The organism is Nocardioides sp. YIM 152315, from assembly GCF_029210375.1.
In the GTDB taxonomy this organism is placed as follows: domain Bacteria; phylum Actinomycetota; class Actinomycetes; order Propionibacteriales; family Nocardioidaceae; genus Nocardioides.
Genome location: NZ_JARGER010000025.1, coordinates 41,951 through 65,435 on the forward strand (window position 1 = coordinate 41,951; position 23,485 = coordinate 65,435).

The 23,485-nt window shown below is 69.0% G+C and carries 21 protein-coding genes; 14 read left to right on the plus strand and 7 right to left on the minus strand.

The window, feature by feature from the left end; genetic code table 11:
• Nucleotides 1-9: 9 nt before the first annotated feature.
• Nucleotides 10-672 (minus strand): haloacid dehalogenase type II, encoded by a 663-nt coding sequence (locus tag PZ894_RS08030; RefSeq protein ID WP_275743978.1) that lies wholly within the window; start codon nt 670-672, stop codon nt 10-12.
• Nucleotides 673-780: 108 nt separating this feature from the next.
• The gene (locus PZ894_RS08035; RefSeq protein WP_275743979.1) at nt 781-1,575 is read right to left on the minus strand and encodes a methyltransferase domain-containing protein; all 795 of its coding nucleotides are present in this window, start codon (nt 1,573-1,575) and stop codon (nt 781-783) included.
• A 292-nt stretch (nt 1,576-1,867) separates the two neighbouring features.
• On the opposite strand from PZ894_RS08035, the gene PZ894_RS08040 reads away from it, so the two are divergent.
• The 3 genes from PZ894_RS08040 to PZ894_RS08050 all read left to right on the plus strand — a co-directional run bounded on the left by PZ894_RS08040 (nt 1,868) and on the right by PZ894_RS08050 (nt 5,146).
• Nucleotides 1,868-3,742, plus strand: coding sequence for an alkyl sulfatase dimerization domain-containing protein (locus tag PZ894_RS08040; RefSeq protein ID WP_275743980.1), 1,875 nt, complete (start codon nt 1,868-1,870; stop codon nt 3,740-3,742).
• 153 nt (nt 3,743-3,895) lie between these two features.
• The gene (locus tag PZ894_RS08045) at nt 3,896-4,294 is read left to right on the plus strand and encodes a nuclear transport factor 2 family protein (RefSeq protein ID WP_275743981.1); all 399 of its coding nucleotides are present in this window, start codon (nt 3,896-3,898) and stop codon (nt 4,292-4,294) included.
• Nucleotides 4,295-4,303: 9 nt separating this feature from the next.
• Nucleotides 4,304-5,146 (plus strand): alpha/beta hydrolase, encoded by an 843-nt coding sequence (locus PZ894_RS08050; RefSeq protein WP_275743982.1) that lies wholly within the window; start codon nt 4,304-4,306, stop codon nt 5,144-5,146.
• Nucleotides 5,147-5,740: 594 nt separating this feature from the next.
• Here PZ894_RS08050 and PZ894_RS08055 read toward each other — a convergent pair.
• Nucleotides 5,741-7,222, minus strand: a complete 1,482-nt coding sequence (locus tag PZ894_RS08055; RefSeq protein ID WP_275743983.1) for an FAD-dependent oxidoreductase — start codon at nt 7,220-7,222, stop codon at nt 5,741-5,743.
• Nucleotides 7,223-7,343: 121 nt separating this feature from the next.
• On the opposite strand from PZ894_RS08055, the gene PZ894_RS08060 reads away from it, so the two are divergent.
• From PZ894_RS08060 to PZ894_RS08080, 5 genes are all read left to right on the plus strand, one after another.
• Nucleotides 7,344-8,276, plus strand: coding sequence for a metalloregulator ArsR/SmtB family transcription factor (locus PZ894_RS08060; protein WP_275743984.1), 933 nt, complete (start codon nt 7,344-7,346; stop codon nt 8,274-8,276).
• Nucleotides 8,277-8,546: 270 nt separating this feature from the next.
• Nucleotides 8,547-9,395 (plus strand): DMT family transporter, encoded by an 849-nt coding sequence (locus PZ894_RS08065; protein ID WP_275743985.1) that lies wholly within the window; start codon nt 8,547-8,549, stop codon nt 9,393-9,395.
• 156 nt (nt 9,396-9,551) lie between these two features.
• Nucleotides 9,552-9,878 carry a metalloregulator ArsR/SmtB family transcription factor gene (locus PZ894_RS08070; protein ID WP_275743986.1) on the plus strand — a complete coding sequence of 109 codons (327 nt, stop codon included), beginning with the start codon at nt 9,552-9,554 and terminating at the stop codon, nt 9,876-9,878.
• Entirely contained in the window at nt 9,875-10,999 is a 1,125-nt protein-coding gene (gene arsB / locus PZ894_RS08075) for an ACR3 family arsenite efflux transporter (RefSeq protein ID WP_275743987.1), read from the plus strand. The genes PZ894_RS08070 and arsB overlap by 4 nt, the downstream gene beginning before the upstream one ends.
• A gap of 274 nt (nt 11,000-11,273) precedes the next feature.
• Entirely contained in the window at nt 11,274-11,684 is a 411-nt protein-coding gene (locus PZ894_RS08080) for an arsenate reductase ArsC (RefSeq protein ID WP_275743988.1), read from the plus strand.
• 359 nt (nt 11,685-12,043) lie between these two features.
• Here PZ894_RS08080 and PZ894_RS08085 read toward each other — a convergent pair whose 3' ends face one another.
• From PZ894_RS08085 to PZ894_RS08100, 4 genes are all read right to left on the minus strand, one after another.
• The gene (locus PZ894_RS08085; protein ID WP_275743989.1) at nt 12,044-12,601 is read right to left on the minus strand and encodes a hypothetical protein; all 558 of its coding nucleotides are present in this window, start codon (nt 12,599-12,601) and stop codon (nt 12,044-12,046) included.
• Nucleotides 12,598-12,807 carry a hypothetical protein gene (locus PZ894_RS08090; protein WP_275743990.1) on the minus strand — a complete coding sequence of 70 codons (210 nt, stop codon included), beginning with the start codon at nt 12,805-12,807 and terminating at the stop codon, nt 12,598-12,600. The genes PZ894_RS08085 and PZ894_RS08090 overlap by 4 nt, the downstream gene beginning before the upstream one ends.
• Nucleotides 12,808-12,859: 52 nt before the next feature.
• Entirely contained in the window at nt 12,860-13,120 is a 261-nt protein-coding gene (locus PZ894_RS08095) for a hypothetical protein (protein WP_275743991.1), read from the minus strand.
• A 200-nt stretch (nt 13,121-13,320) separates the two neighbouring features.
• Nucleotides 13,321-13,515, minus strand: coding sequence for a DUF3024 domain-containing protein (locus PZ894_RS08100; RefSeq protein WP_275743992.1), 195 nt, complete (start codon nt 13,513-13,515; stop codon nt 13,321-13,323).
• Between the two features lie 172 nt (nt 13,516-13,687).
• Between PZ894_RS08100 and PZ894_RS08105 the strand changes: the two genes are divergently transcribed.
• The 6 genes from PZ894_RS08105 to mobF all read left to right on the plus strand — a co-directional run bounded on the left by PZ894_RS08105 (nt 13,688) and on the right by mobF (nt 23,449).
• Nucleotides 13,688-16,477: a DEAD/DEAH box helicase family protein gene (locus PZ894_RS08105; RefSeq protein WP_275743993.1), complete on the plus strand. Its 2,790-nt coding sequence runs from the start codon at nt 13,688-13,690 to the stop codon at nt 16,475-16,477.
• A complete protein-coding gene (locus tag PZ894_RS08110) occupies nt 16,474-17,721 on the plus strand; it encodes a restriction endonuclease subunit S (RefSeq protein ID WP_275743994.1) in 1,248 nt (415 codons plus the stop codon). Before PZ894_RS08105 ends, PZ894_RS08110 begins: the two co-directional genes overlap by 4 nt.
• A gap of 87 nt (nt 17,722-17,808) precedes the next feature.
• Complete coding sequence (locus PZ894_RS08115; RefSeq protein ID WP_275743995.1) at nt 17,809-18,666, plus strand: hypothetical protein; 858 nt, start codon at nt 17,809-17,811, stop codon at nt 18,664-18,666.
• Nucleotides 18,667-19,101: a PIN domain-containing protein gene (locus PZ894_RS08120; RefSeq protein WP_275743996.1), complete on the plus strand. Its 435-nt coding sequence runs from the start codon at nt 18,667-18,669 to the stop codon at nt 19,099-19,101. It begins immediately after the preceding gene.
• A gap of 5 nt (nt 19,102-19,106) precedes the next feature.
• The gene (locus PZ894_RS08125; protein ID WP_275743997.1) at nt 19,107-20,588 is read left to right on the plus strand and encodes a class I SAM-dependent DNA methyltransferase; all 1,482 of its coding nucleotides are present in this window, start codon (nt 19,107-19,109) and stop codon (nt 20,586-20,588) included.
• Between the two features lie 200 nt (nt 20,589-20,788).
• Entirely contained in the window at nt 20,789-23,449 is a 2,661-nt protein-coding gene (mobF, locus tag PZ894_RS08130; protein ID WP_275743998.1) for a MobF family relaxase, read from the plus strand.
• Nucleotides 23,450-23,485: the final 36 nt, after the last annotated feature.

Genomic DNA, 23,485 nt, shown 5'->3' on the forward strand with positions numbered 1-23,485 from the left:
GACGACCGGTCAGGCGCCGAGCCGCTCCGCGAGCTCGACCAGCGATGCCGCCTCGACGTCGGGCGGGCGGAAGTGGCCGGGGTACGGCGCGCTGCCGCGGTTGATCCACGCGCTCGCGAGCCCCGCGCGGGAGGCACCGTCGATGTCCCACGGGTGGACCGCGACCAGCATCGCCGCAGCTCGCTCGACGCCGCACGAGGACACGGCGTACTCGTAGGCGCGGGCGGAGGGCTTCCACACGCCTGCCTCCTCGACGCTGAGCAGCCGCTCGAACCCGTCCGCGACGTCCCCCCGGGCCAGCAGCCGCTCGGCGATCGCGGACGAGCCGTTGCTCAGCGTCACCAGCCGGAGGCCGAGGCCACGCAGCGCCCGGACGCCGTCGGGTACGTCGTCGTGTACGTCGAGCTCCTGCAGGCCGGCCAGGACGTGCTCGACGGCGTCATCGAGGCTCGTCGTCAGCTCCCGTCCGGTCAGCACGGTGCGCAGCACGTCGGCGCCGATCTCGGAGAACGGTGCCTGCTCTCCCGCGACCGCGAGCGCGAAGCCGTCCCGCAGGAGCGTGGCGAACCAGGCCGCCGCCACCTCTCCCGGGACGCCGACGTCCTCGAAGCGCGCCCCCATCGGCGACATGTCGGACAGCGTCTCGTTGACGTCGAAGACCAGCAGCTCCACGCACCGTGGGTACCCGTTCGCGCGCGAGACAACGGCGAGGACGAGGACGGCGGCACGCCGCGTCGTGGCGGCGTACCACGAGGAGATCCTCGGGTCCGCGGCCTGATCTCAGCTCCGACGATGCGGTGTCGCGCGCCGAGCGACGACCGCGAAGGCCGGCCCGTTGGGATGGTCGGGCTGGTCGAACCCGGTCTCGACGTCGTCGTACCCGAGCGTCCGCAGCGCGGCCAGGATGTCGTCGCGCTCGAGCCAGTTCGCGTAGGTCGCCCCGCCACCGGAGAAGCCGCCCCACCCGAGTGCCTCCAGGTAGTCGCGCCGGTGCAGCGTGTAGGTCCGGTCGTCGCGCACCACCGTGTCGGGAGGTCGGCTGAACTGCCGCGCGATCGGCGCGGCCCCGATGATCGCGGCGTCGTAGTAGTGCGTCCAGAGGACGAGCGCGTCGGCGACGGATGCGACCAGCTCGAGCAGCCGGAGCGGGTCGATCATGTGGTAGAGCACCCCGCTCGCGAGCACGACGTCGTACGACGGCCGGTCCCGCTCGAGGTAGGCGACGAAGTCGCCGCGCAGGAACCTGCTCCGCTGCAGCCCCATGATCTCCTTGGTGACCAGGCACTTCAGGTAGGACCTGCTGTTCGCCTCGACGGCCGTGACGGTGGCGCCGGCCCGCTCGAGCATGGTCGTGTGCCCGCCCTCGAGCGGCCCCAGCTCGAGGACCGACCTGCCCTCGACGCCGCCGAGCCGGTCGATGGCCCAGGCGATCCGCGCGTCCTCGAAGAGGGCAGCGTGTCCACCGGAGTCACCGTTCCCGGCCGGGAACGTCGACGACCACTCGCCGGCGAAGATGTCGATCGCGAGCTGGGGTGTCGGCGCCTCGGAGGCGTAGCCGTCCAGGATCGGAGGCACCGCCGGCACCTCGGTGGTCGACGGCCGGGACCCTGCGCGCGACGGGTGTCGACTCAGCCGAGATCTGGACACGACGAACCTCCTCGTGGAGCGCCCGATCGTGGCACACGGAGTCGGCGCCGAGCAACGGCGCCGGAGCGCGCCACGTGACCTGCAAGGAGCAGTCTCTCCGCATCGAGCAGGTCGCGCCGCCGAGGGAGGCCGCAGACGATGGGAGCGGCTGCGAACGAGTTCCTCACACTCACCCGTTCCGGATGAGGCCGAAGCGCCCTCGATCTGGAGAACTGGGTCCATGACGACCGAACCGCGCGCCGCCAGCCGCACCATCATCGAGCAGCAGGCGCACCTCGAGTCAATCCTCCCGTTCGCCGACACCCAGGACTTCGAGGACGCCCGGCGCGGCCTGATCGCCCCGATCGAGCAACCCGTCGTCGCCGAGGACGGCACGGTGCTGTGGGACAACTCGACCTACGACTTCCTCGAGGGCGAGCGACCGGACACCGTGAACCCGAGCCTGTGGCGGCAGTCGCAGCTCGCAGCGATCGACGGCCTGTTCGAGGTCGTCCCTGGCGTCTACCAGGTCCGCGGCATGGACCTGTCCAACACCTCGATCGTCGAGGGCGACGAGGGCGTCATCATCTTCGACACCCTGCTGTCCGTCGAGACCGGCGCGGCCGCCCTCGCCCTCTACCGGAAGCATCGCGGCGACCGGCCGGTCAAGGCAGTCGTCATCACGCACTCGCACGCAGACCACTTCGGCGGCATCAGGGGATTCGTGACGCAGGAGCAGGTCGACGCGGGCGAGGTGCGGATCTTCGCTCCGGAAGGATTCGTCGAGCACGCCGTCGCGGAGAACGTCTACGCCGGCACGGCGATGAACCGGCGTGCCGCCTACATGTACGGCGCCGCGCTGACGCGCGGACCCCGGGGCGGAGTCGGCGCCGGGCTCGGCCAGACCATCTCGACCGGGACGGTCTCGCTGATGGAGCCGACCGACATCGTCACCGAGACCGGACACGAGGAAACCGTCGACGGCGTACGGATGGTGTTCCAGATGGCCCCCGACACCGAAGCACCGTCGGAGTTCCTGATCTACCTGCCCGACTTCAAGGCGCTGTGCGCGGCCGAGGACGCCACGCACAACCTGCACAACGTCCTCACGCTCCGAGGTGCGGTCGTTCGCGACCCGCACGGCTGGTCGAAGTACCTCACCGAGACCATCGACCTCTTCGGGGCCGAGGTCGAGGTCGTCTTCGCCTCGCACCACTGGCCGACGTGGGGCAACGAGCGGGTCGTCGAGTTCCTCTCGCTCCAGCGAGACCTCTACGCCTACCTGCACGACCAGACCCTCCGGATGCTCAACCAGGGCCTGGTCGGACCCGAGATCGCCGAGCAGATCCAGCTGCCGCCGGCCCTCGAGAACGCCTGGAGCACCCGTGGCTACTACGGCTCGGTCAGCCACAACGTGAAGGCGATCTACCAGCGCTACCTGGGCTGGTTCGACGGCAACCCCGCCCACCTGTGGGAGCACCCGCCGGTCGAGCGGGCGAAGCGGTACGTCGAGCTCGCCGGCGGCATCGACGCTGCCGTGTCCGCGGCACGCCGTGCGTTCGACGAGGGCGACTTCCGCTGGGCGGCCGAGATCGGCAACCACGCGGTCTTCGCCCAACCCGACCACCAGGCCGCCCGTGACATCCTCGCCGACACCTACGAGCAGCTCGGCTACGGCTCCGAGAACGGCACCTGGCGCGACTTCTACCTCTCCGCCGCGACCGAGCTGCGCAACGGCCAGTTCGGGACGCCGACCGAGACGAACGCGCCTGACGTCGTCGCCCAGCTCACCCCCGAGATGCTCTTCGACGCCCTCGCGATCCAGATCGACGGACCGGCGGCGTGGGATGAGAACCTCAGCATCGACGTCGTGCTCACCGACGCCGACGAGCGCTACCGGGTGCGGCTCGCCAACGGCGTGCTGACCTACAGTGCGCGGCCGCAGCGCGGTGACGCCGACACGATCGTCAGAACGACGCGACGGGCACTGCCCGCTCTTGCCACCGGCAACCTCGCCCAGACCGGGATCGAGGTGACCGGCGACGAGTCGGCCATCGGCCGCCTTCTCGGGGTGCTGCGACCCGGCGACAAGAACTTCTCGATCGTCACTCCGTGACCCGCGACGCCATCGGGTGGTGGCTGCGAGCCAGGCTGACTCGGACGTCGGCGGGCTGAGACCTCGACGAGACCGATGAAATCGCGGCCGTGGTCAGGTCTGAGCGAGCGCTGACGAGATCAGATCCACCCCCAGACCGAGAAGGAATCCGCGATGACGAAACCCACCGACGTGTGGCTCACGACCGACGAGGTCATCGACCGCTTCAACCGGGCGTTCCAGGAGCGGGACGCCACACTCCTCGTGGACATCATCGCCCCCGACTGCGTCATGGAGAGCGTCCAGCCGGCACCCGACGGCACCCGCGACGAGGGCTACGAAGCTTCGTTCAGCTCGTGGAAGGCACTCATCGACGACACCACCAGTCACTTCGAGGTCGAGGACGTCCACACCGGCGACGAGTGGGCGCTCATCCGCTGGCGCTACGTGTGGGGTCCAGGCCACGACGACTCGGTCCGTGGCGTGAACGTCATGCGCGTGGTCGACGGCAAGATCGTCGAGGCCGCCGGCTACTCGAAGACCGCGCCGGTCGTCGCCGCCCTGGATAGCTGAGGAGACCGGTTGACCACCATCCGGGCCAATCGGGTCGCGCTGGGCATCGAGTCCTTCGGTGACGAGGACGCACCACTCGTGCTGCTCGCGGGCGGGACGACGATGCTCTCCTGGCCCGACTCGCTGTGCGAGCGCCTCGCCGCCGCCGGGCGTCGCGTCGTGCGCTACGACCTGCGCGACAGCGGCGAGTCGACGACCGCGGACCCGACGGCGCCCACCTACACCCTGCGCGACCTCGCCGCCGACGCGGCGGCCCTCGTCGACGTCCTCGGCGGCGGAGCGGCGCACCTTGCGGGGGTCGGCGTCGGCGGGATGGTCGCCCAGATCGCCGCGCTCGACCATCCCGGCGCGTTCTCGGCGCTCACGCTGGTCGGCACCCGGCCGGTTGCGCCCGGCAGGGTCGACGCCGACCTTCCCGACCACGACCAGGAGATGACGAAGCGCCTGTTCGCGCTCCCGATGCCCGACTGGGCCGACCGCGAGGCCGTCGCGGCGTTCGGCGCCGCCCGCGCGGAGATCCGTGGCGACGACCCCGTTGCCGCACGCGCGACCGCGGCGCGCATCTGGGACCGCACACCCGAGACCGCACCGCCGGTCCAGATGGCGAACCAGGTCGGCGTGGTCTTCGCCAGGCTCGACTGCAAGCCCCGCTGGCGCGAACGCCTACCCGAGATCGAGGTCCCCACGCTCGTCGTCCACGGCCGCCGGGACCGGTTCTTCCCCGTCGGCAACGGCGAGGCGATCGCACGCGCCATCCCCCGGGCACGGCTCCTCGTCCTCGAGGAAGCGTCCACTGCGATCCCCGATGCTGCGGCCGGCGCGATCGCCGAGGCCATGGTCACGCTGGAGTAGCGGGCGACGTGTGCCGCGCCGGCGCGGCATCCGTGCCGCCGCGGGCGGGGCCGCCTGAGCACGCAACCTTCCACGGCGATCGAATGGTTGCTGACTCACCGCCGACCGGGGCTGCCGTGCTGCGGGCAGGGCTTCGCTCATGGAGCTCCGGACGATGCTCCCCGTACGCCGCGGTTCGCTACATGTCGCGGGACCCGGCCTCGAGCCCAATCATCCTCAGCCGCGCCGCTCGCGACGGCATCGCGGGCGGCGCGGTTGACGCCGATGAGGGTCGCGGATGCCGGTCCGCACCAGTCGCCGGTCATCACACCGCGTAACCCGTGCCGGTGGATGCGGCGGCCGACAAGGAGACCGACGCAGGCGGCGACCAGTTGCGCGAGGGTGAAGGCGCCCACGACGGCGGTCGTGGGCCAGCCGGTGTCGTCGCTGATGGACGGGGCGAGCACCGGGAAGGCGTAGTACAAGATCCCGCAGGACACGATCTCGGTCGCGCACAGCACGACCGTGACCCGGCACAGCGCGGCGCGCGGGAGCCCTCGGTCGAGAGTGACCGCGGGCTCCGCGCTCCCTGTCGTCGGGTGCACCGAGCGCGACTCAGCCGCAGCTGGGGCCGCAACCGCCAGCTACCGCGCCCGTCTCCTCCGACGGGCCAACCTGTGCAACCGAAGTGCCGGCGGGGGCGCCGATGGTGATGAGTTCCGGCTCCGCGGACGTCCCGCAGCAGCCGCCGTCGGCGGGTGCACCGTCGAAGAGTCCGGAACCACCGCAGACCCCGGTGTCCGGCAGCACCAGCTCGACCCGGTCGGCAGCCTCCTGATCGCCAGCGATCTCGGCGACGATGCTGCGGACCTGCTCGAACCCGGTCATCGCCAGGAAGGACGGGGCGCGGCCGTAGGACTTCATCCCGGCCAGGTACAGGCCCGGCTCAGGCTGGCGAAGCCGGTCCGCCCCATGCGGCGAGACACTTCCACAGGAGTGCCAGGCCGGGTGGATCTCGCCGGCGAGCTGGGTCGGGGCGTCCAGCTCACCGTCGAGGTCGAGCTGAACCTGGCTGAGCCAGGAGTGGTCGGGGCGGAACCCGGTGACCACGATGACCTCGTCGACGCCATCGACGACCTTGCCGTCGGCACTCGGAGCGTCGCCGGCGCCGAGGTCGGCGAACGAGGTCAGCCGCAGCCGGCCGTCCTCGGACAGCTCGACGTCGCTGGTACGGAACGAGGTCACGACGGTGACCGCGCCGTCCGTCACGGCGCGCTTGGCGCTGCTGCCGAGCGCGCCGCGCTGCTCGAGCTGATCATTGTCGCCGCCTCCGAACGCGTCGTCGGTGCCTGGACGGCGAACCAGCCAGATCACCCTGGTCTCGAGCTGCTCCTTTGCCAGGGCGCCGAGGCCGACCAGGACGTTCTGGGCCGAGGCTCCAGCGCCGGCCACCGCGACGCGCTTCCCGGCGTACCGGGTGGCGACTGCCGGATCGGTGAAGTCGGGGATGCCGTAGGTGATGCGCTCGGCGTGCTCGTTCTCACCGGCCGCCGGATAGCCGTCTCCACCGAGCCAGTTCTGGTGGGTCCAGGTGCCGGAGGCGTCCACGAGGGACGCGGAGTTCAACCGGGTGCGGGCACCAGCGGGGGCTTGGGTGTGGATGGTGAACGGCAGCTGCTCGCGGTCGGCGGCGACCAGCCGGTCCCGGCCGTAGCGGGCGACCCCGACCACGCGCTGGCCGTAGCGGATCTCGACCTCGTCGGTTGCCTCGAGGGCCGCCGCGAGAGGGGCGAGGTACTGCTCGACCCACTCGACTCCGGTGGGGTAGCCGTCCGGGTCCGGAGATGTCCACCCGGTAGCGGCTAGCAGCTCCTCGGCGACCGGGTCGATCAACTCGCGCCACGGCGAGAAGAGCCGCACGTGACCCCACGCGCGCACCGAGGCACCAGCGGAGTCGCCGGCCTCGAGAACGACCGTCGGAAGTCCGCGCGACTGAGCCTGCGCTGCGGCGGCCAGGCCGATCGGGCCGGCGCCGACCACGACCAGTGGTAGGTCTGGGCTGGGGGTCAAGGCGGACGAAGCGGAGGGGGTGCTCATGGTGACTCCTGGCGACGGATGGACACTTCATCGACAACGGTCGATGAAGCAGGACTGTATCGAGCAGCGTCGATCTGCGCAACCATCGATATATGTCGATGAAGAGGGTAGGCTGCGACTCATGAGCGTCGACACCACGCCACCCGCCGGCCGCGTTGAGCTCCCGCTCGCTGACGGCGACACGGACTGCGCCGACTCACGCAGCTTCCCGGCGACCGCTCCTTTCACGCTGGGCGAGGACGCGGCCGCGACGTACGCCGAGTGGTTCGCGACGCTGTCGGATGCGACGCGCGTCCGTCTGCTGCACGCGGTGTCGACGGCACCGACCGGTCACATGCGGGTCGGAGACCTCGCCGTAGAGCTCGGCATCAGTCAGTCGACGACCTCCCACCATGTCCGCAAGCTCGCCGAGGTCGGCTTCGTCGCCGTCGACAAGGTCGGCACCTCCTCGGTCGTCAGCGTCAACCCGGCCTGCTGCACCGGCCTGCCGCACGCCGCCGACGTGGTCATGGGGACCCTCGCGTCGGCCCCGTGCTGCCCCGAGGACCTCCCCGCCGACGTCACGACCCGCGCCCTGGTCGACGACGACCTCCCGGTCGTGCGCGACATCTACGCCGAAGGCATCGCCACCCGCAACGCCACCTTCGAGACCCGAGTCCCATCGATCTCCGCGCTGGCGAAGAAGTGGCTCCCCGGCCACGCGTGGGTCGCCGAGCTCGACATCGACGGACACCAGCAGGTCGTCGGGTGGACGGGGACGTCGCCGACCTCCACTCGCGCCTGCTACGCCGGAGTCGGGGAGACCAGCGTCTACGTGACCGAGGCGGCCCGCGGTCGCGGCGTCGGCAAGACGCTGTTGCACCGCCAGGTCACCGAGGCCGACGCCGGGGGGCTCTGGACCCTGCAGACCTCGATCTTCCCCGAGAACCGGGCCTCACTCGCCCTGCACCACTCCGCCGGCTACCAGACCCTCGCCGTTCGCTCCCGCATCGCACAGCTCGACGGCGTCTGGCGCGACACCGTCCTGCTCGAACGCCGCCGCGAGAGCGACTGACCTGGGTCCGGCCCGGCCACGTTCCTCATGCAGACGCTGATGCGCAGCCGCCTCATGGCGAAGCTGCGCCGCCTGCCGGGCTACGACCGCTGCGACGGAGAGGACTCCGCGAGCTGACCTGCTGCCGACAGCAGATCGCCGCACGTCCTCCCCGCCCACCCGCGGCGCGTTTCCGCGCCGCCACTCCTCCGGAGCGCACCCATGGCCCGACCCACGCACCCCAGCATGTCCACCCATCGTCCCCACCGATGGCAGTACCCGAGTGCCGTCATGCTCGTCGCCGCCACCGCCTGCTGGGGCACCGGCACCGTCGTCACCAAGCAGGTCCTCGACGACATCGACCCACTCGCCCTGCTCCCGATGCAGCTGGCAGCCAGCTGCCTGTTCCTCCTCGCTGCCTGTGGACTGGCGCGGACGAAGATCACCTGGACACCCGACACGAGGCGACTGACTGCACTGGGCATCCTCAACCCGGGAATCGCCTACGCGCTCGGTCTCCTCGGCCTCGCGACGATCACCGCCAGCATGTCCGTCCTGCTCTGGGCGGCCGAGCCCGTCCTCATCGTGGTCCTGGCCGCCGCGCTGCTTCGCGAGCACATCTCGGCGGCCCTCGCAGCGGGACTCGGGGTCTCGGTCGTCGGCGTGGTCCTCGTGGTCTACCAACCAGGCGCTGCCGGTGCCGCGAGAGGCATCGCCCTTACCCTGGCTGCGGTCGCCGCGTGCGCCCTGTACAGCGTCCTGACGCGGCGGTTGCTCGTCGACGACGCCTCGCTGCCGGTGGTCCTGCTCCAACAGGCAGCGGCGCTCGGATTCGCGCTCGCGCTGGCGGTCGGGGCCGGACTGGCGGGTTGGCAAGAGTGGTGGCCTGCGGAGATCTCACCGGGGGTCGCCGTGGCGTCCGCGGCTTCCGGGATCCTGTACTACGGGGCCGCCTTCTGGTTCTACCTCGCCGGCCTGAGGCAAGTTCCCGCCTCCGTGGCCGGATCGTTCCTGCCGCTCATCCCGGTCTTCGGCGTAGCAGCCGGCCTCGTCGCCGGTGAACGGCTTGGCAGCGCTCAGTGGGTGGGCGCGGCCTTGGTGGTCGCAGGCACCGTGCTCGTCGCTCGTCGAGCCCGCTAGGCCGAGGCCGAAGCGCCGTGTTCACCCGGTGTTCGCCCCGCCGGCTCGCGCTCAGACATAGATGGATGTAAGTGTCCACGTATGTCGATGTCTGGTTCCCGGGCCTGCAACCCCGACGACGTGCTGGCGTGCTGCACTCCGCTCGCTCGAGAGCCCATGAGCGCCGAACAATCGGCCCACGTGGTGCCGCTTCTCAAGGCGCTCGCGGACCCGGTGCGGCTCCGGCTGATGTCGATGGTGCTCTCGCACGAGAACGCCGAGGCGTGCGTGTGCGACCTGCTGCCCGCCTTCGACCTGTCACAGCCCACGATCAGCCACCACCTCAAGGTGCTGCACGAGTCCGGGCTGCTGAACCGCGAGAAGCGCGGCGTCTGGGTCTACTACCAGGCCCGCCCCGCTGCGATGGAAGCGATGGCGACCCTCTTCACCACCGCCGGTCTCTCTCTGCCCGCGACCGCCCAGCGGGTGGGGGCCGGAGCATGAGCGAGCTGTCCCAGGACACCGACCGCACGGCCCCGGATGGCGCGACGGCGGACGACGCGGCCGTCCTCCAGCGCCTCTCGGTGCTCGACCGGTTCCTGCCGGTCTGGATCATCGCCGCGATGGTCATCGGGCTGGTGCTCGGCCGGTCGGTCGACGGTCTCGACGACGCACTGTCAAGGGTCGAGGTCGGGTCGGTGTCACTCCCGATCGCGATCGGGTTGCTCGTGATGATGTACCCCGTCCTGGCCAAGGTCCGCTACGACGAGCTCGGCCACGTCACCGGCGACCGGAGGCTCCTGGTCTCCTCGATCGTCCTGAACTGGGTCGTCGGGCCTGCGGTGATGTTCGCCCTGGCCTGGCTACTTCTGCCTGACCTGCCCGAGTACCGCACCGGGCTCATCATCGTCGGGCTGGCCCGCTGCATCGCGATGGTGCTGATCTGGAACGACCTCGCGTGCGGCGACGGCGAGGCGGCGGCGATCCTGGTCGCGCTCAACGCGGTCTTCCAGATCATCGCGTTCGCCGGCCTCGGCTACTTCTACCTCGAGCTGCTGCCCGGCTGGCTCGGGCTCGGCCAGACCGGCCTCGACGTGTCGGTGTGGGGCATCGGGAAGTCCGTGCTGATCTTCCTCGGCATCCCACTCCTCGCCGGGTTTCTGACCCGCACGCTCGGCGAGCGGGTCAAGGGTCGGGCTTGGTACGAGTCCCGGTTCCTGCCGAAGATCGGACCCACCGCGCTCTATGGGCTGCTGTTCACCATCGTCATCCTCTTCGCCCTCCAGGGCGACACCATCACCAACCGGCCCCTGGACGTCGCCCGGATCGCCGTACCGCTGCTGGTCTACTTCGCCCTGATGTGGACCGGGTCGTTCTTCCTCGGCTACCGGCTCCGGATGACGTACCCGCGGACCACGGCGCTGGCGTTCACCGCCGCCGGGAACAACTTCGAGCTCGCCATCGCGGTCGCGATCGGCGTCTTCGGGGTCGCCTCCGGCGAGGCGCTCGCCGGAGTCGTCGGGCCGCTCATCGAGGTCCCCATCCTCGTCGCCCTGGTGTATGTCGCCCTCTGGGCGCGGCGCCGGTACTACCCGTCCGACAGAAGCCGAGGAGCTCTCTCGTGACACCTGAACTCGACCGGGACCCCGCCGCTCGCTGCGCACGGACTTCACTGGGTGGCACCTGCTCGAGCCCGCTCAACTGCTGCACCGCATCGCCGAAGCCCTGACACCGGAGTTCGACGGCATCTTCGGCCCCGAGACGACCTACGCCTACGTCGCCGACGCCTACGAGCGCATCGCCCACGAAGCCCGCATCTAGACCTAACTGCCCACCCTCACCGCCCAGATCGCGCACACCGCACTGGTCGAACAATCCCGCACCCAGAAGGACATCCACATGACCACCACCCCTGAGGTCCTCTTCGTCTGCGTCCACAACCAGGGCCGCTCGCAGATGGCCGCCGCGCTCCTCAACCACCACGCTGCCGGGCGCGTCCACGTCCGCTCCGCCGGCTCCGCCCCGGCCGACTCCGTCAACCCGGCCGTCGTCGAGGTCATGGCCGAGGTCGGGCTCGACATCTCGCAGGAATTCCCCAAGAAGCTCCTCACCGAGGACGTCGCCGCCTCCGACGTCGTCATCACCATGGGCTGCGGCGACGCCTGCCCCATCTTCCCCGGCAAGCGCTACGAGGACTGGGCGCTCACCGACCCCTCCGGCAAGGGTCCCGACGCAGTACGAGCCATCCGCGACGAGATCGACCAACGCGTCCAGAAGCTCCTCGAAAAGCTGCTCACCGACGCCGTCTAACCGGGGCAGTCACCCGAGCCGGCTCTCCCACGGACAGGCCGAGCACGACCCTGGAGACCTACAGGCACCCTGACCGTCCGCCGAGGACAGGACCAGGAGGGCCGCCGCAACCCTCACCGAGGAAGTCCTCGTCGCTGACGGGGGCAAGAACGGGGCAAGAAGGGTCGATGAGCTGACCTGGGCCTTTACACGTTGAAGCGGAACGATCACGCGGGGTTTTGGCCGTTGTTGGTCATCGCCGGTCGCTGCCGAAAAACACGGTCTGACCTGCGCAAACGCGTTCTCGAGACCGTTGGACGTCGTCGGTGAGAATCGGTCTCGGCCGAACTTCTTGCGGACTATTTGCGGACCGCTGGACCTCAGTCGTCGACGTCCAGCTCGAGGATCTCGCTGGCGATCTCGGACGGGAACAGCGTCGACCAGATGATCTCGCCCGAGCCAGGATTCATCTCGGCAAGGGGCGACGGTTCGGGCTGCCAGTCTTCGGGCGCAACTCCCGGGACGCAGTCGAGAAGCAATGCGAACATCTGCGGGTCCGGCACTCCCTCGGCAATGATCGCGAGGTAGGCCTCGTGGCCGTTCTCTGCCCGGACGAGAGCCTTGATCCGATGATTGCGGAACTCGGCGACTGCAAGGCTGCCGCTCTTCAGGGACATCGCAACGAGGCGGATGACGATGCTCTTCATCTTGCGACGCCACGCGACGGCCTGTTCTGCAGCGAGGCGCTTCCAGTCCCACTCCGCCGGGAGCAGGTGGTCCGAGGAGACGGTCTTCCCCGTCGTGCACTCTCGCTGCAGCGTGGCGTAGAAGTCGCGCTGGGCGCTGTCCGCTTGACGCCGGCCAGCGGCCCCGATCCACCATGCCCCTCGGCTCGGGCGCACCCAGTCCGGGAGATCAACGCCGCGGAGCTCGGTCACTGCAGCCCGACCTTGAACCAGACACGGTCGGTCAGAGAAACGACGCGCTCCGCTCCACCGGCGTCTCGCTGCTCGGGAACAGTCTGAGCACTGACGATGATCGGATGATCGATCTCTTCCAGGCGGACACCGAGGTCGGGCAGCTCGGCCCCCAGATCACCAAGGGAGCGCTTCGTCGGACGCACGCCGATCGGTTCCGAGGTCATGCAGGGAACCTAGCGGCCAGGTCCGACGGTCCAGCCGAAGGCGATGCGTCGGTTACTTCGGCAGTCCGCCGAGGTCGTCGAGCTCTTCGACGCTGAGGCCCGTCATGAGCGACACTGCAGCTGAGTCGGTGCCGTTGAGCTGGCCGAGTGCAGCCTTGATCCCGGCGTTGATCTCATCGCGGTGCGCGTCAATGTACTCACGCACGGCAGCGTCAACGATGTCCTTCTTCGAGCGGGACATGAAGTGAGCTGCGTGCGACACGAGCTCGTCAGTGGCGGCGTCGACCTTGATCGGCGCAGTAGCGGTAGCCATGGGGCTGCCCTCCTTCTCAGGTACCAAAGTACCAGCGCCTACCGTACCGAGCAATACTGAGCCCAACTGCATAGGCTGCCGACTGGGATCGAGTGGCATCGACCCGGACTACGATGGCGTCACAGGCCAGTGACAAGAGGTCCAGGGGACTTCTTCTCGGGCAACCGAGATAGCTGGTCTTCTTCGCTGCCACCCACTGGCTAACCCCAGAAGATCGGGTCGCCGCTCGTCTCAATGTGGTCCAGAAGCGCCTGGACGTTCTTGGTCGGGCGCTTGCGCTGGTACTGGTGGAACTTGAGGTTGCGATCGCGCCAGTAGATCGCCCACAGGCCCGTCGCCTTGGTGTAGCGAGCCGCGCGATCGGCAACCGCGTTTGCTCGCCGACGTCGTCCCACGGCGGGCGCACCTCGACGATGTCGACGTGTCGGTCGGAGACATCGGCCTCGACCTTCAGCTCGTCCCACAGGTGCTCGGGCACCCGCTCACGTGCCCACAGCCGGATGCGGCGCAGGTCAGTCTCTGGAAGTGCCATGACACCAGTCCATAGCGCATAACCTACGAGGCATCATGAACCTCGGGGATGACGCCAACCGCCTTGCCGCGGAGGCGCGCGCCCGCGTATTGATCGACCGACAGCTCACCGAGGCGGGCTGGTCGGTGCAGGACAGCAGGTCGCTTAACCTCTTCGCTGCCCAGGGCGTCGCTCGCCGTGAGGCGACGATGGCGACCGGGCACGGTCGAGCCGACTACCTGCTCTACGTCGACCAGAGGGTCGTCGGGGTGATCGAGGCCAAGCCGGAAGGCACTCCCCTGTCAGGTGTGGAGTGGCAGTCCGCGATGTACGCCGAAGGCCTCCCTGCGGATGTCAGGTTGGCGGCCCAGACCAAGGACGGCCGGCTCCCGTTCGTCTTCGAGGCCAGCGGCACCGAGACCCACTTCACCAACGGCTTCGACCCCGAGCCGCGCGCCCGTCGGATCTTCAACTTCCCGAAGGCGGCCACCCTCGCCAAGACCCTGCGAGGGAAGGACGAGGAACACCCCACCTGGCGGGGCAAGGTCACCGCGATGCCACCGCTGGACACCACTCCCCTACGGCCGGCGCAGATCGAGGCGATCAACGGCGTCGAGCAGAGCCTGCGCGAGCAGCGCTACGACCGGAGCCTGGTGCAGATGGCCACTGGCGCCGGCAAGACCTACGCGGCCGTGACGCTGTCCTACCGGCTGCTGAAGTTCGGCGGCTTCGACCGGATTCTGTTCCTGGTCGACCGCAACAACCTGGCCAAGCAGACCATGGCCGAGTTCGAGAACTACCGCACCCCCGACGACGGCCGCCGCTTCACCGAGCTCTACAACGTCAACCGGCTCAACCGCGGCCCGATGCCGGAGTCGACGGCCCTGGCGATCTCCACCATCCAGCGAGTCTTCAAGGCACTGCGCAACGAGGAGGTCGACGAGAGCGACGACCCCGAGCTGGACGGCTGGGTGCCCGACACTCCGGTCACGGTCGCCTACAACTCCGACATCCCACCGGAGACGTTCGACCTGATCGTTGTCGACGAGGCCCATCGTTCGATCTACGGCCAGTGGCGCGGCGGCCTGGAGTACTTCGACGCCCACGTCGTGGGTCTCACCGCGACCCCCGGCAAGCAGACCTTCGGGTTCTTCAAGCAGAACCTCGTCTCGGAGTACACCTACCCGCAGTCGGTGGCCGACAACGTCAACGTCGACTTCGACATCTACCGGATCAAGACCCAGATCAGCGACCAGGGCTCGACCATCGAGGCCGGCACGGTGGTTCCGAAGGTCGACCGGCGCACCCGTGCCCAGCGCTACGAGGCGCTCGACGAGGACCTCGAGTACACCAGCGGCCAGCTCGACCGCGCAGTGACCGCGACCGACCAGATCCGCACCGTGCTGGAGACATTCCGGGACAAGCTTTTCACCGAGATCTTCCCCGGACGGTCGACCGTGCCGAAGACCCTCATCTTCGCCAAGGACGACGCGCACGCCGAGGAGATCGTCACCCAAGTACGCGAAGTGTTCGGCAAGGGCAACGACTTCGCCGCCAAGATCACCTACACCGCCCGCAACGCCGACCAGCAGCTCGCCGCCTTTCGCACCAGCCCGGCTCTCCGCATCGCGGTCACCGTCGACATGATCGCCACCGGGACCGACGTGAAGCCGCTCGAGTGCGTGTTCTTCATGCGCGACGTGCGCTCGCCGCAGTACTTCGAGCAGATGAAGGGCCGGGGCGCCCGCACCATCCCCTCGGCCGACTTCCAGGCAGTCACCCCCGACGCCAAGCAGAAGACCCGCTTCGTGCTCATCGACGCCATCGGGGTCACCGAGCACGACTTCGTCGAGCCGCCCCTCAACCGAGAGAAGTCCGCCAGCCTCCAGAAGCTCCTGGAGAAGGCCGCCAACCTGACCATCACCGAAGACGAGACGGCAACGCTCGCGTCCCGGCTTGCCGCTCTCGAGCACCAGCTGACTCCTGAGGAGCGCGTCGAGCTCGACGCCGTCGCCGGCGGGTCTGTGCGGAAGGTGGTCCGCCACCTCGTGGATGCGGTCGACCCCGACCGGCAGGCCGAAGCCATCGAGGGTGCCGAAGACCCGGACGCGGTTCGTCAGCAGCTGATCATCGACGCCGTGAAGCCACTCGCATCGAACCCTGACCTGCGGGCACGCATCCTCGAGCTCCGCCGCGTCCACGACCGCGTGGTCGACGAGGTCTCCGCCGACGTACTGCTCGACGCGTACGGCGTGGTCGACACCAGCAAGGCAACGTCCGTCGTCGAGTCGTGGCGCGCCTACCTCGACGAGCACCGCGACGAGATCACCGCCATCCAGCTCCTCACCGAAGCCAAGGAACGGCGGATTTCCTTCAGCGACATCAAGGAGCTGGCCGACCGCATCGCCAGACCGCCCTACAACTGGACGCCCGACATCATCTGGAACGCGTACGTCGCCCTGAATCCCGAGTACGAAGCCTCGGTGGTTGAGGAGGGCGCGCAGCGCCCGTCTCGAAACCACCACCGCACGTTGACCGACCTCGTCTCGCTGGTCCGCTTCACGGTCGGGGTCGACGACAAGCTCGTCCCCTACGTCGAACGAGTGAAGGACAGATACGCCGCCTGGCTGGCCCAGCAGGAGCAGGCCGGCGTGACGTTCACGGACGCAGAGCGTTGGTGGCTCGACAACATGGTCAAGGTCATCGCGAACTCCGCCGGCATCCGCACCGAAGACCTCGACGACGCCCCCTTCATCGAGCGCGGCGGCACCGACGGCGCCCTGCGCGACCTCGGCGACCGCGCCGCCGACCTCATTGCCGAACTGAACTCGGAGCTCACCGCGTGACCTGGCAGCGCGTGCCGCTGAAGGATGTCGGCACCTGGTACGGCGGCGCCACGCCGTCCAAGTCGAACGCCACGTTCTGGACGGGCGGAACAATCCCTTGGCTGTCACCCAAAGACATGGGGCCCGAGGTGCTGACCGAGACCCTGGACCACATCACCCCTGCTGCCGTCGGAGGCTCCTCGGTCAAGCTAGTGCCGGGTGGCTCCGTGGCCGTGGTCGTCAGGTCCGGGATCATCGAGCGAACGATCCCGGTGTCGCTCGTCCCTTTCGATACCACCCTCAATCAGGACATGAAGGCGGTCGAGCCACGACCAGACATCGACCCGCGATGGATCGCGTGGAGTCTACGGGCATTCGAGCGCGAGTTGCTTCGGGAAACGCGAAAGACGGGAACAACAGTCGCCTCCATCGAGTGGCCGCGATTCCAGGCGTTCGAGATCCCCGTCCCTCCGATCGACGAGCAGCGCCGCATCGTCGACCTCTTGGAAGACCACCTCTCCCGCCTCGACGCTGCGAGCCGGGCCATCGCGGAATCGCTAGTCAGGCTCAAGGCGCTACGGGATTCGGCCCTGCTGTCGGTGGTCGCCGACGCGCAGCGACATGGCCAGAGTGAGACCCACTCGCTCGGGGAGCTCGCAAGGGTCAGTAGCGGAATGACCCCGCTTAGGGGCAACAAGGCCTTCTACGACGGCGGCACGATTCCGTGGATCACCAGCGGCGACCTTCACCAAGGTCTGATCACAAAGCCAACGCAGTTCGTCACTCAGAGAGCCCTCGATGAAACTAGCCTCAAGATCGTCCCCGCGGGCTCACTTCTCGTCGCGATGTATGGGGAAGGCAAGACGCGGGGCACAGCAGCTGAACTCGGCCTTGACGCCACGACGAACCAAGCATGTGCGGCCATAACTTTTCACGAGCCGGACCTGCGGGCCTGGGTTCGGTTGATCCTGGATGCGAACTACACGGGTCTCCGCAGGCTTGCCGCAGGAGGAGTGCAACCCAACCTGAACCTCTCGCTCATCAAGGCAATCGAGGTTCCAGTTCCCCCTGCGGAAACACGACGCATGCTGATCTCCCGCATCACACGCATCGACGAGGGTCGGGAGCGGATGAAGGAGGAACTGCTGAGCGCTCACCGCCGGGGCACGAGCTTGCGTAGATCGCTCCTCAAGGCAGCGTTCTCCGGCCCCCTCACCGGCGCCGAGTCCGATCTGTCGGCGGCCGAGGAGATGATCGGCGCGTGAGTGGCAAGCAGATCAAGCTGTTCATCGTCGACGGCACAATGGTCAGATGACAGCCGACACGCTCAACGCCCGTGGGAGGTGATCCGCATGACCACGCAGTTCGAGTTCCGCCTCATCGGCGCGAGCGCGCCCGACGGCGAACTCGAAGCCGAGCACCTCCTCGCCATAGTCACGAGCCTGAAGGAGATCGCAACCAAGATCGGGCGTGTCGAGACCGACGCGGAACCGGTTGGCCGAGCGCCGAAGAGGACCCAACGGGTCGCGAAGCTCACCATCGGGCTGGCTCCTGGGAGCACCTCTGTGCTCGCGCGCAGGACCGGCGCGGGCGACGCTCTGGAGTTCGACCTCGCCGATGAGCAGGCCTTCGACGAGAAGTTCGCCGCCCTCGTCGAATCGATCGCGCTCGACCAGCGTCCCAGTTGGGTCGGCGACTCCCTCTCGCTCGCTGCTGCGGACCTCACCGCTGCCCTGCAGCAGGCGGCGCCCGAGGTCGAGTTCAAGGTCGCCGGGAAGGCACGCCGCCGTTTCAAGACCGAAGAGACTCACCGCGAGACCTGGCGCGTCGATCCAACGTCGAGTCCCGACTTGATCACGTTCGCCGGGAGGCTCTACGCGGTAAACCTCAACACGCACCGCCTCCAGGTGCAGGATGACGTCGGCCACCAGGTCGCGTTGCCGAAGGTGTCCAACGACGCCGAGCTGAGCCGGCTCATCGGCAGCTACGTGACGGTGACAGGTGCCCCCGAGCGCGACGCACGGGGACGCCTCACCCACATCCACGAAGCCGCCGTCGTCGGTGCCCCGGACCCTCTGGGCGGGAGCGTCGTGCCGGCGGCAGTGTCGCTCGACGAAATCCTCGCGAGTGCTCCGGGGGTCGAGCCGGGGGGCATCGAGGGCCTGACCGATGCGGAGTTCGATTCGTTCTTTGAAGCGATGGGGCTCTGAGTGGCGTCCAAGAACGTCGTCCTTGACACCGACGTGTACAGCGCTCTCTACACCGACCCTGAGCGCGCCGAGCGTCGTGGACTTCCTGTCTCCACGTGGCTCGAGGCCCTGGCGGGGGATCGAGTGCTCATCTCCTTCCAGACTCGCGCCGAGGTAGTGGCGGGTCTTCGAGCCGGGAACTGGGGGGACAGCCGGCGCCAGACCGCCTTGGCGAAGTTGGACGCCGTTCCCACCATCCCCGCCGACCGCGAGGTCATCGAGTCCTATGCGGAGTTGACCTCGCTGTGCCTTCGCGCAGGCCACGCGCTGCACGCCAAGATCCACACGGCCGATCGCTGGGTCGCTGCATGCGCGGTCGCCAAGCGGCTACCGCTGTTGAGCGGCGATGGCATCTACCAGGGCGCTCCGGCCCTTTCCCTGCTGATGGAAGGCTGACGCTCGTGTCTGATTCGCGCCGCCTCGTCGACAAGCTCTGGTCGTACTGCAACGTCCTACGCGATGACGGAGTTGGAGTCATCGAGTACACCGAGCAACTGACGTACCTGCTGTTCCTCAAGATGGCGCACGAGCGGGCGACCCGGAGGCTGAACCCGCAACAGATCGTGCCGCCCGAGTACTCGTGGCAGAAGCTCCTCGACGCCGAAGGCACCGAGCTGGAGGTCACCTACACCCAGATTCTCGTCGGCCTTGCGCAGCAGCCGGGGACGCTCGGCACGATCTTCCGGAAGGCCCAGAACCGGATCCAGGACCCGGCCAAGCTCAAGCGACTCATCGTCGACCTCATCGACCAGGAGAACTGGTCGGCTTCCGGCACTGACCTCAAGGGAGACGCCTACGAGGAACTGCTCTCCAAGGGCGCCTCCGACAAGGGCTCCGGCGCCGGCCAGTACTTCACGCCCCGTGAGTTGATCCGGGCGGTCGTCGACGTCATCGACCCCAAGCCCACTGACACGGTCGTCGACCCGGCCTGCGGCACCGGCGGCTTCCTCCTCGTCGCCCACGAACACGCCTCCCGCGACGCCGTCGGCCTCACCCCGACCGAGCGCGAGCACCTCCGCGACGAGTTCGTCTCCGGGTACGAGCTGGTCGACGGCACCGCACGGCTGGCCGCGATGAACCTGCTGCTGCACGGCATCGGAACACCGAATGGCGACTCCCTCATCGACGTACGCGACTCCCTGATCGCCGACCCCGGTCAGCGCTGGTCGGTGGTGCTCACGAACCCGCCCTTCGGCCGCAAGTCGTCGCTCACCATGGTCGGCGCAGACGGACGGGCCGTGCGCGAAGAGCGCGACATCGAGCGCCAGGACTTCGTCGTGACGACGTCCAACAAGCAGCTCAACTTCCTGCAGCACATCATGACGATCCTCGACATCAATGGGCGCGCCGCGGTCGTCCTACCCGACAACGTGCTGTTCGAGGGCGGTGCCGGCGAGACGCTGCGCCGCAAGCTGCTCGCGGACTTCGATCTGCACACGATGATCCGTCTCCCCACCGGCATCTGGTACGCACCTGGGGTGAAGGCGAACGTGCTCTTCTTCGACAAAAAGCCGGCGGCTGAGCAGCCTTGGACCCGGAAGCTGTGGGTCTACGACTTCCGCACGAACATCCACTTCACGCTCAAGCAGAACCCGCTGCGCCGGGCAGACCTCGATGACTTCGTGACTTCGTACCTGTCCGGCAAGGACCGCGCGGAGCGGGTGGAGTCCGAGCGTTGGAAGGCCTTCGCGTACGACGAGCTCGTGGCCCGCGACAAGGCCAACCTCGACATCACCTGGCTGCGCGACGAGTCACTCGAGGACGCCGACAACCTGCCGGCACCCGAGATCATCGCCCGCGAGATCGTCGAGGACCTGACGGCGGCGCTCGCCGAGTTCGAGGCCGTCGCGGCCGCACTCGAATCCTCTTCTGCCGACTCCTGATCTTCTCGCTCTTCCCGACCCTCCCACCTTCGTCTTCATCGACCACCGTTGGCTCTTCACGGTCCCCAAGATCCTCTCCCCGTCACTCCTCAACTGCCTGCCACACCGCCTACTTTCACAGCGGCACGCATGCTACGAAGGTTCGTAGATGGGTCGCCCGTGATCGGGCGGCCCACGCGGCATTTCTAGGGGTCCGTTGGTTGTCGACGGACGGCGTGGAGGCGGTGACCGGCGTGCACGGCGGCGTGAAGTTCTACAACGGCGCGGCGAGGGCCGCGCGCGCCTACGTCGAGCGCGACCGCTCCCGGGCCGACGACTACTACCTCGCCGAGGGCACCGGCGTCGCCGAGCGGCTCACCGCGACCCCGGCTGGCGTCGCGGGAGCCGGTTCGATGGACGGCGAAACCTATGAGCAGTGGGTCGCCGGAGTCGACGTCGACACCGGCCGGAAGAAGGGCCGGGTCCGCGAGGACGCGAACGCGCTGCGGTTCGTCGAGGTCACCGTCAACGGTCCGAAGACCTGGTCGCTGGCCGCCGCGCTTCATCCAGACATCTCGGCTGCGCTGGACGAAGCCCAGGACAGGGCCGCCGCCGAGATCGTCGGCTGGGTCGCCCAGCACGCGACCACCCGGGTGGGACCGCGCGGTCGCCAGGTGCAGGTGCCGGTCCAGAAGATCGAGGCTGCAGTGATCCGGCACTACACGTCGCGGGCCGGCGACCCGCACCGGCACCTGCACCTCCAGGTCAACGCCCGCGTGTGGGCGGCCGGTGCCTGGCGGGGCCTGCACTCGGTGGGGGTGCGCGACATGATCGAGGCGATCAACGGCATCGGGCACGCCGCTGTCGCCACCGACCCGGAGTTCCGGGCTGCCCTCGCCGCACGCGGCTTCACCCTGGACCCCGAGACCGGGGAGATCGAGCAGCTCGCGCCGTACGTCGGGGCGTTCAGCGCCCGGACGAGTCAGATCCACCGCAACATCGACCGGTACGAAGCTGAGTGGCGGCGCGAGCATCCGGGTGAGGAGCCTGGGCCGCGGTTGCGTGAGGTGTGGGATCGGCGGGCGTGGGCCGATGCGCGGCCGGACAAGGTCGTCCCCACCGACGGCGCGGACCTGATGGCGCGTTGGAACGACGAGCTGCGTGCCCTGGGCTACTGCGACCCGGCCACCCCAGCCGTGCTCGAAGCGACCCATGTGGGCTGGATCGACCGAGACGGAGCGGCCGACTGGATCATCTGCCAGCTCGGAGCGAACCGCTCGGCGTGGAACGCCGCCGACATCCGCGGGAAGGTCGAGGTCTTGCTGGCGCAGGCCAACCTGGTGGCGGAGCCCGCCGCGCGCATCGAGCTCGCCGAGGACGTGACGGCCCGCGCCGCCGAACGCTGTGTCCGGCTGCTCACCTCACCCGACGTGCCCGAACACGTCCGCTCACTGACCTCCCAGCAGGTGATGGAGGTCGAGGCGGACCTCATCGGTCGCCTCGCCCGCCGTGCGGAGCAGCCAGTCAGACGGGTCCGGCTGCACGGGCGAGGGCTGACGCGGGTCGACCCCACCCAAGCCGCCGTCGTCGGCGCCCTGGCGGGTGACGGCCAGCTGGTGGTCGTCGAGGGCGCGGCCGGTGCCGGCAAGACCACCGCGTTGCGGTCGGCGCAGACCGTGCTGGCACGGCAGGGGCATCGGCTGCTGGTGGTGACGCCAACGTTAAAGGCGGCCGAGGTTGCGGCCGCGGAGACCGGCGCCAACGGGCACTCGGCAGCCTGGCTGATCCACCAGCACGGCTGGCGTTGGGACGACGAAGGGCACTGGGCCCGGCGACCCGACATCCCCGGCCCGGCTGCCCGGCTGCGACCCGGGGACCTGCTACTGGTCGACGAGGCGGGCATGCTCGACCAGGACACCGCCCGCGCGCTCCTGACTATCGCCGACGAGGCCGGGGCGCGGGTCGCCCTCGTCGGCGACCGACACCAGCTCCCGGCGGTCGGACGCGGCGGCGTCCTGGACCACGCCCTCGCGTGGGCGCACCCGACCGCGGTCGAGTCGTTGGAGAAGGTGCACCGCTTCACCGACCCCGACTACGCCGCACTCACCTTGCGCATGCGCACCGGCGATAACCCCGGCGCCGTCTTCGACGCCCTGCATCGCCGCGGGTCGATCGTCATCCACCCCAGCGACAGCGAACGCACCGCCGCCCTCGCCGAGGCGGGAGCGGCCGGCGACCTCGTCCTCGCCGACACCCGCGAGCACGTGGCCAGCCTCAACGCCGCGATCCGCGACCAGCGTCGCGCCGACCCCGCCACGGGCAACTCGGCCGACGCAGACCCGTGCCTGGTGACCGCTCGAGGCGAACGGGTCGGGCTCGGGGACCGGGTCGCCACCCGCCGCAACGACCCTGATCTCGGAGTCGCGAACCGCCAGACCTGGACGGTCGCCGGAATCGGCGAGGACGGCCACCTGATCCTTCACGGCCGCGGGCGCGATCGCGGGATCCCGGCGGAGTACGCGACCCGGTTCGTCGAGCTCGCCTACGCCACCACAGTCCACGGAGCCCAGGGCGAGACCGTCGAGGCCGCCCAAGTCGCCCTCGGCGAGACCACCGGCGCCGCGGCGGCGTACGTCGCGATGACGCGCGGCCGCGAATCCAACACTGCCCACCTTGTCGCCGAGACGCTCGAGGACGCACGGAGGCAGTGGGTCGACGTCTTCAGCCGCGACCGCGCGGACCTCGGCCCCACGCACGCCCGACGGCTCGCCATCGACGCGATCGACCGGTACGGCCCGGCCGCCGTACGGCCTCCAGCGCCACGAGTCCCCGCCCCGGAGTACCGGCCGCCCATCTCACAGCCCTCCGGAATCGGCCTCTGACCCGATCTCGCAGTTAGGGCGGTTGGCGGGAGCCGA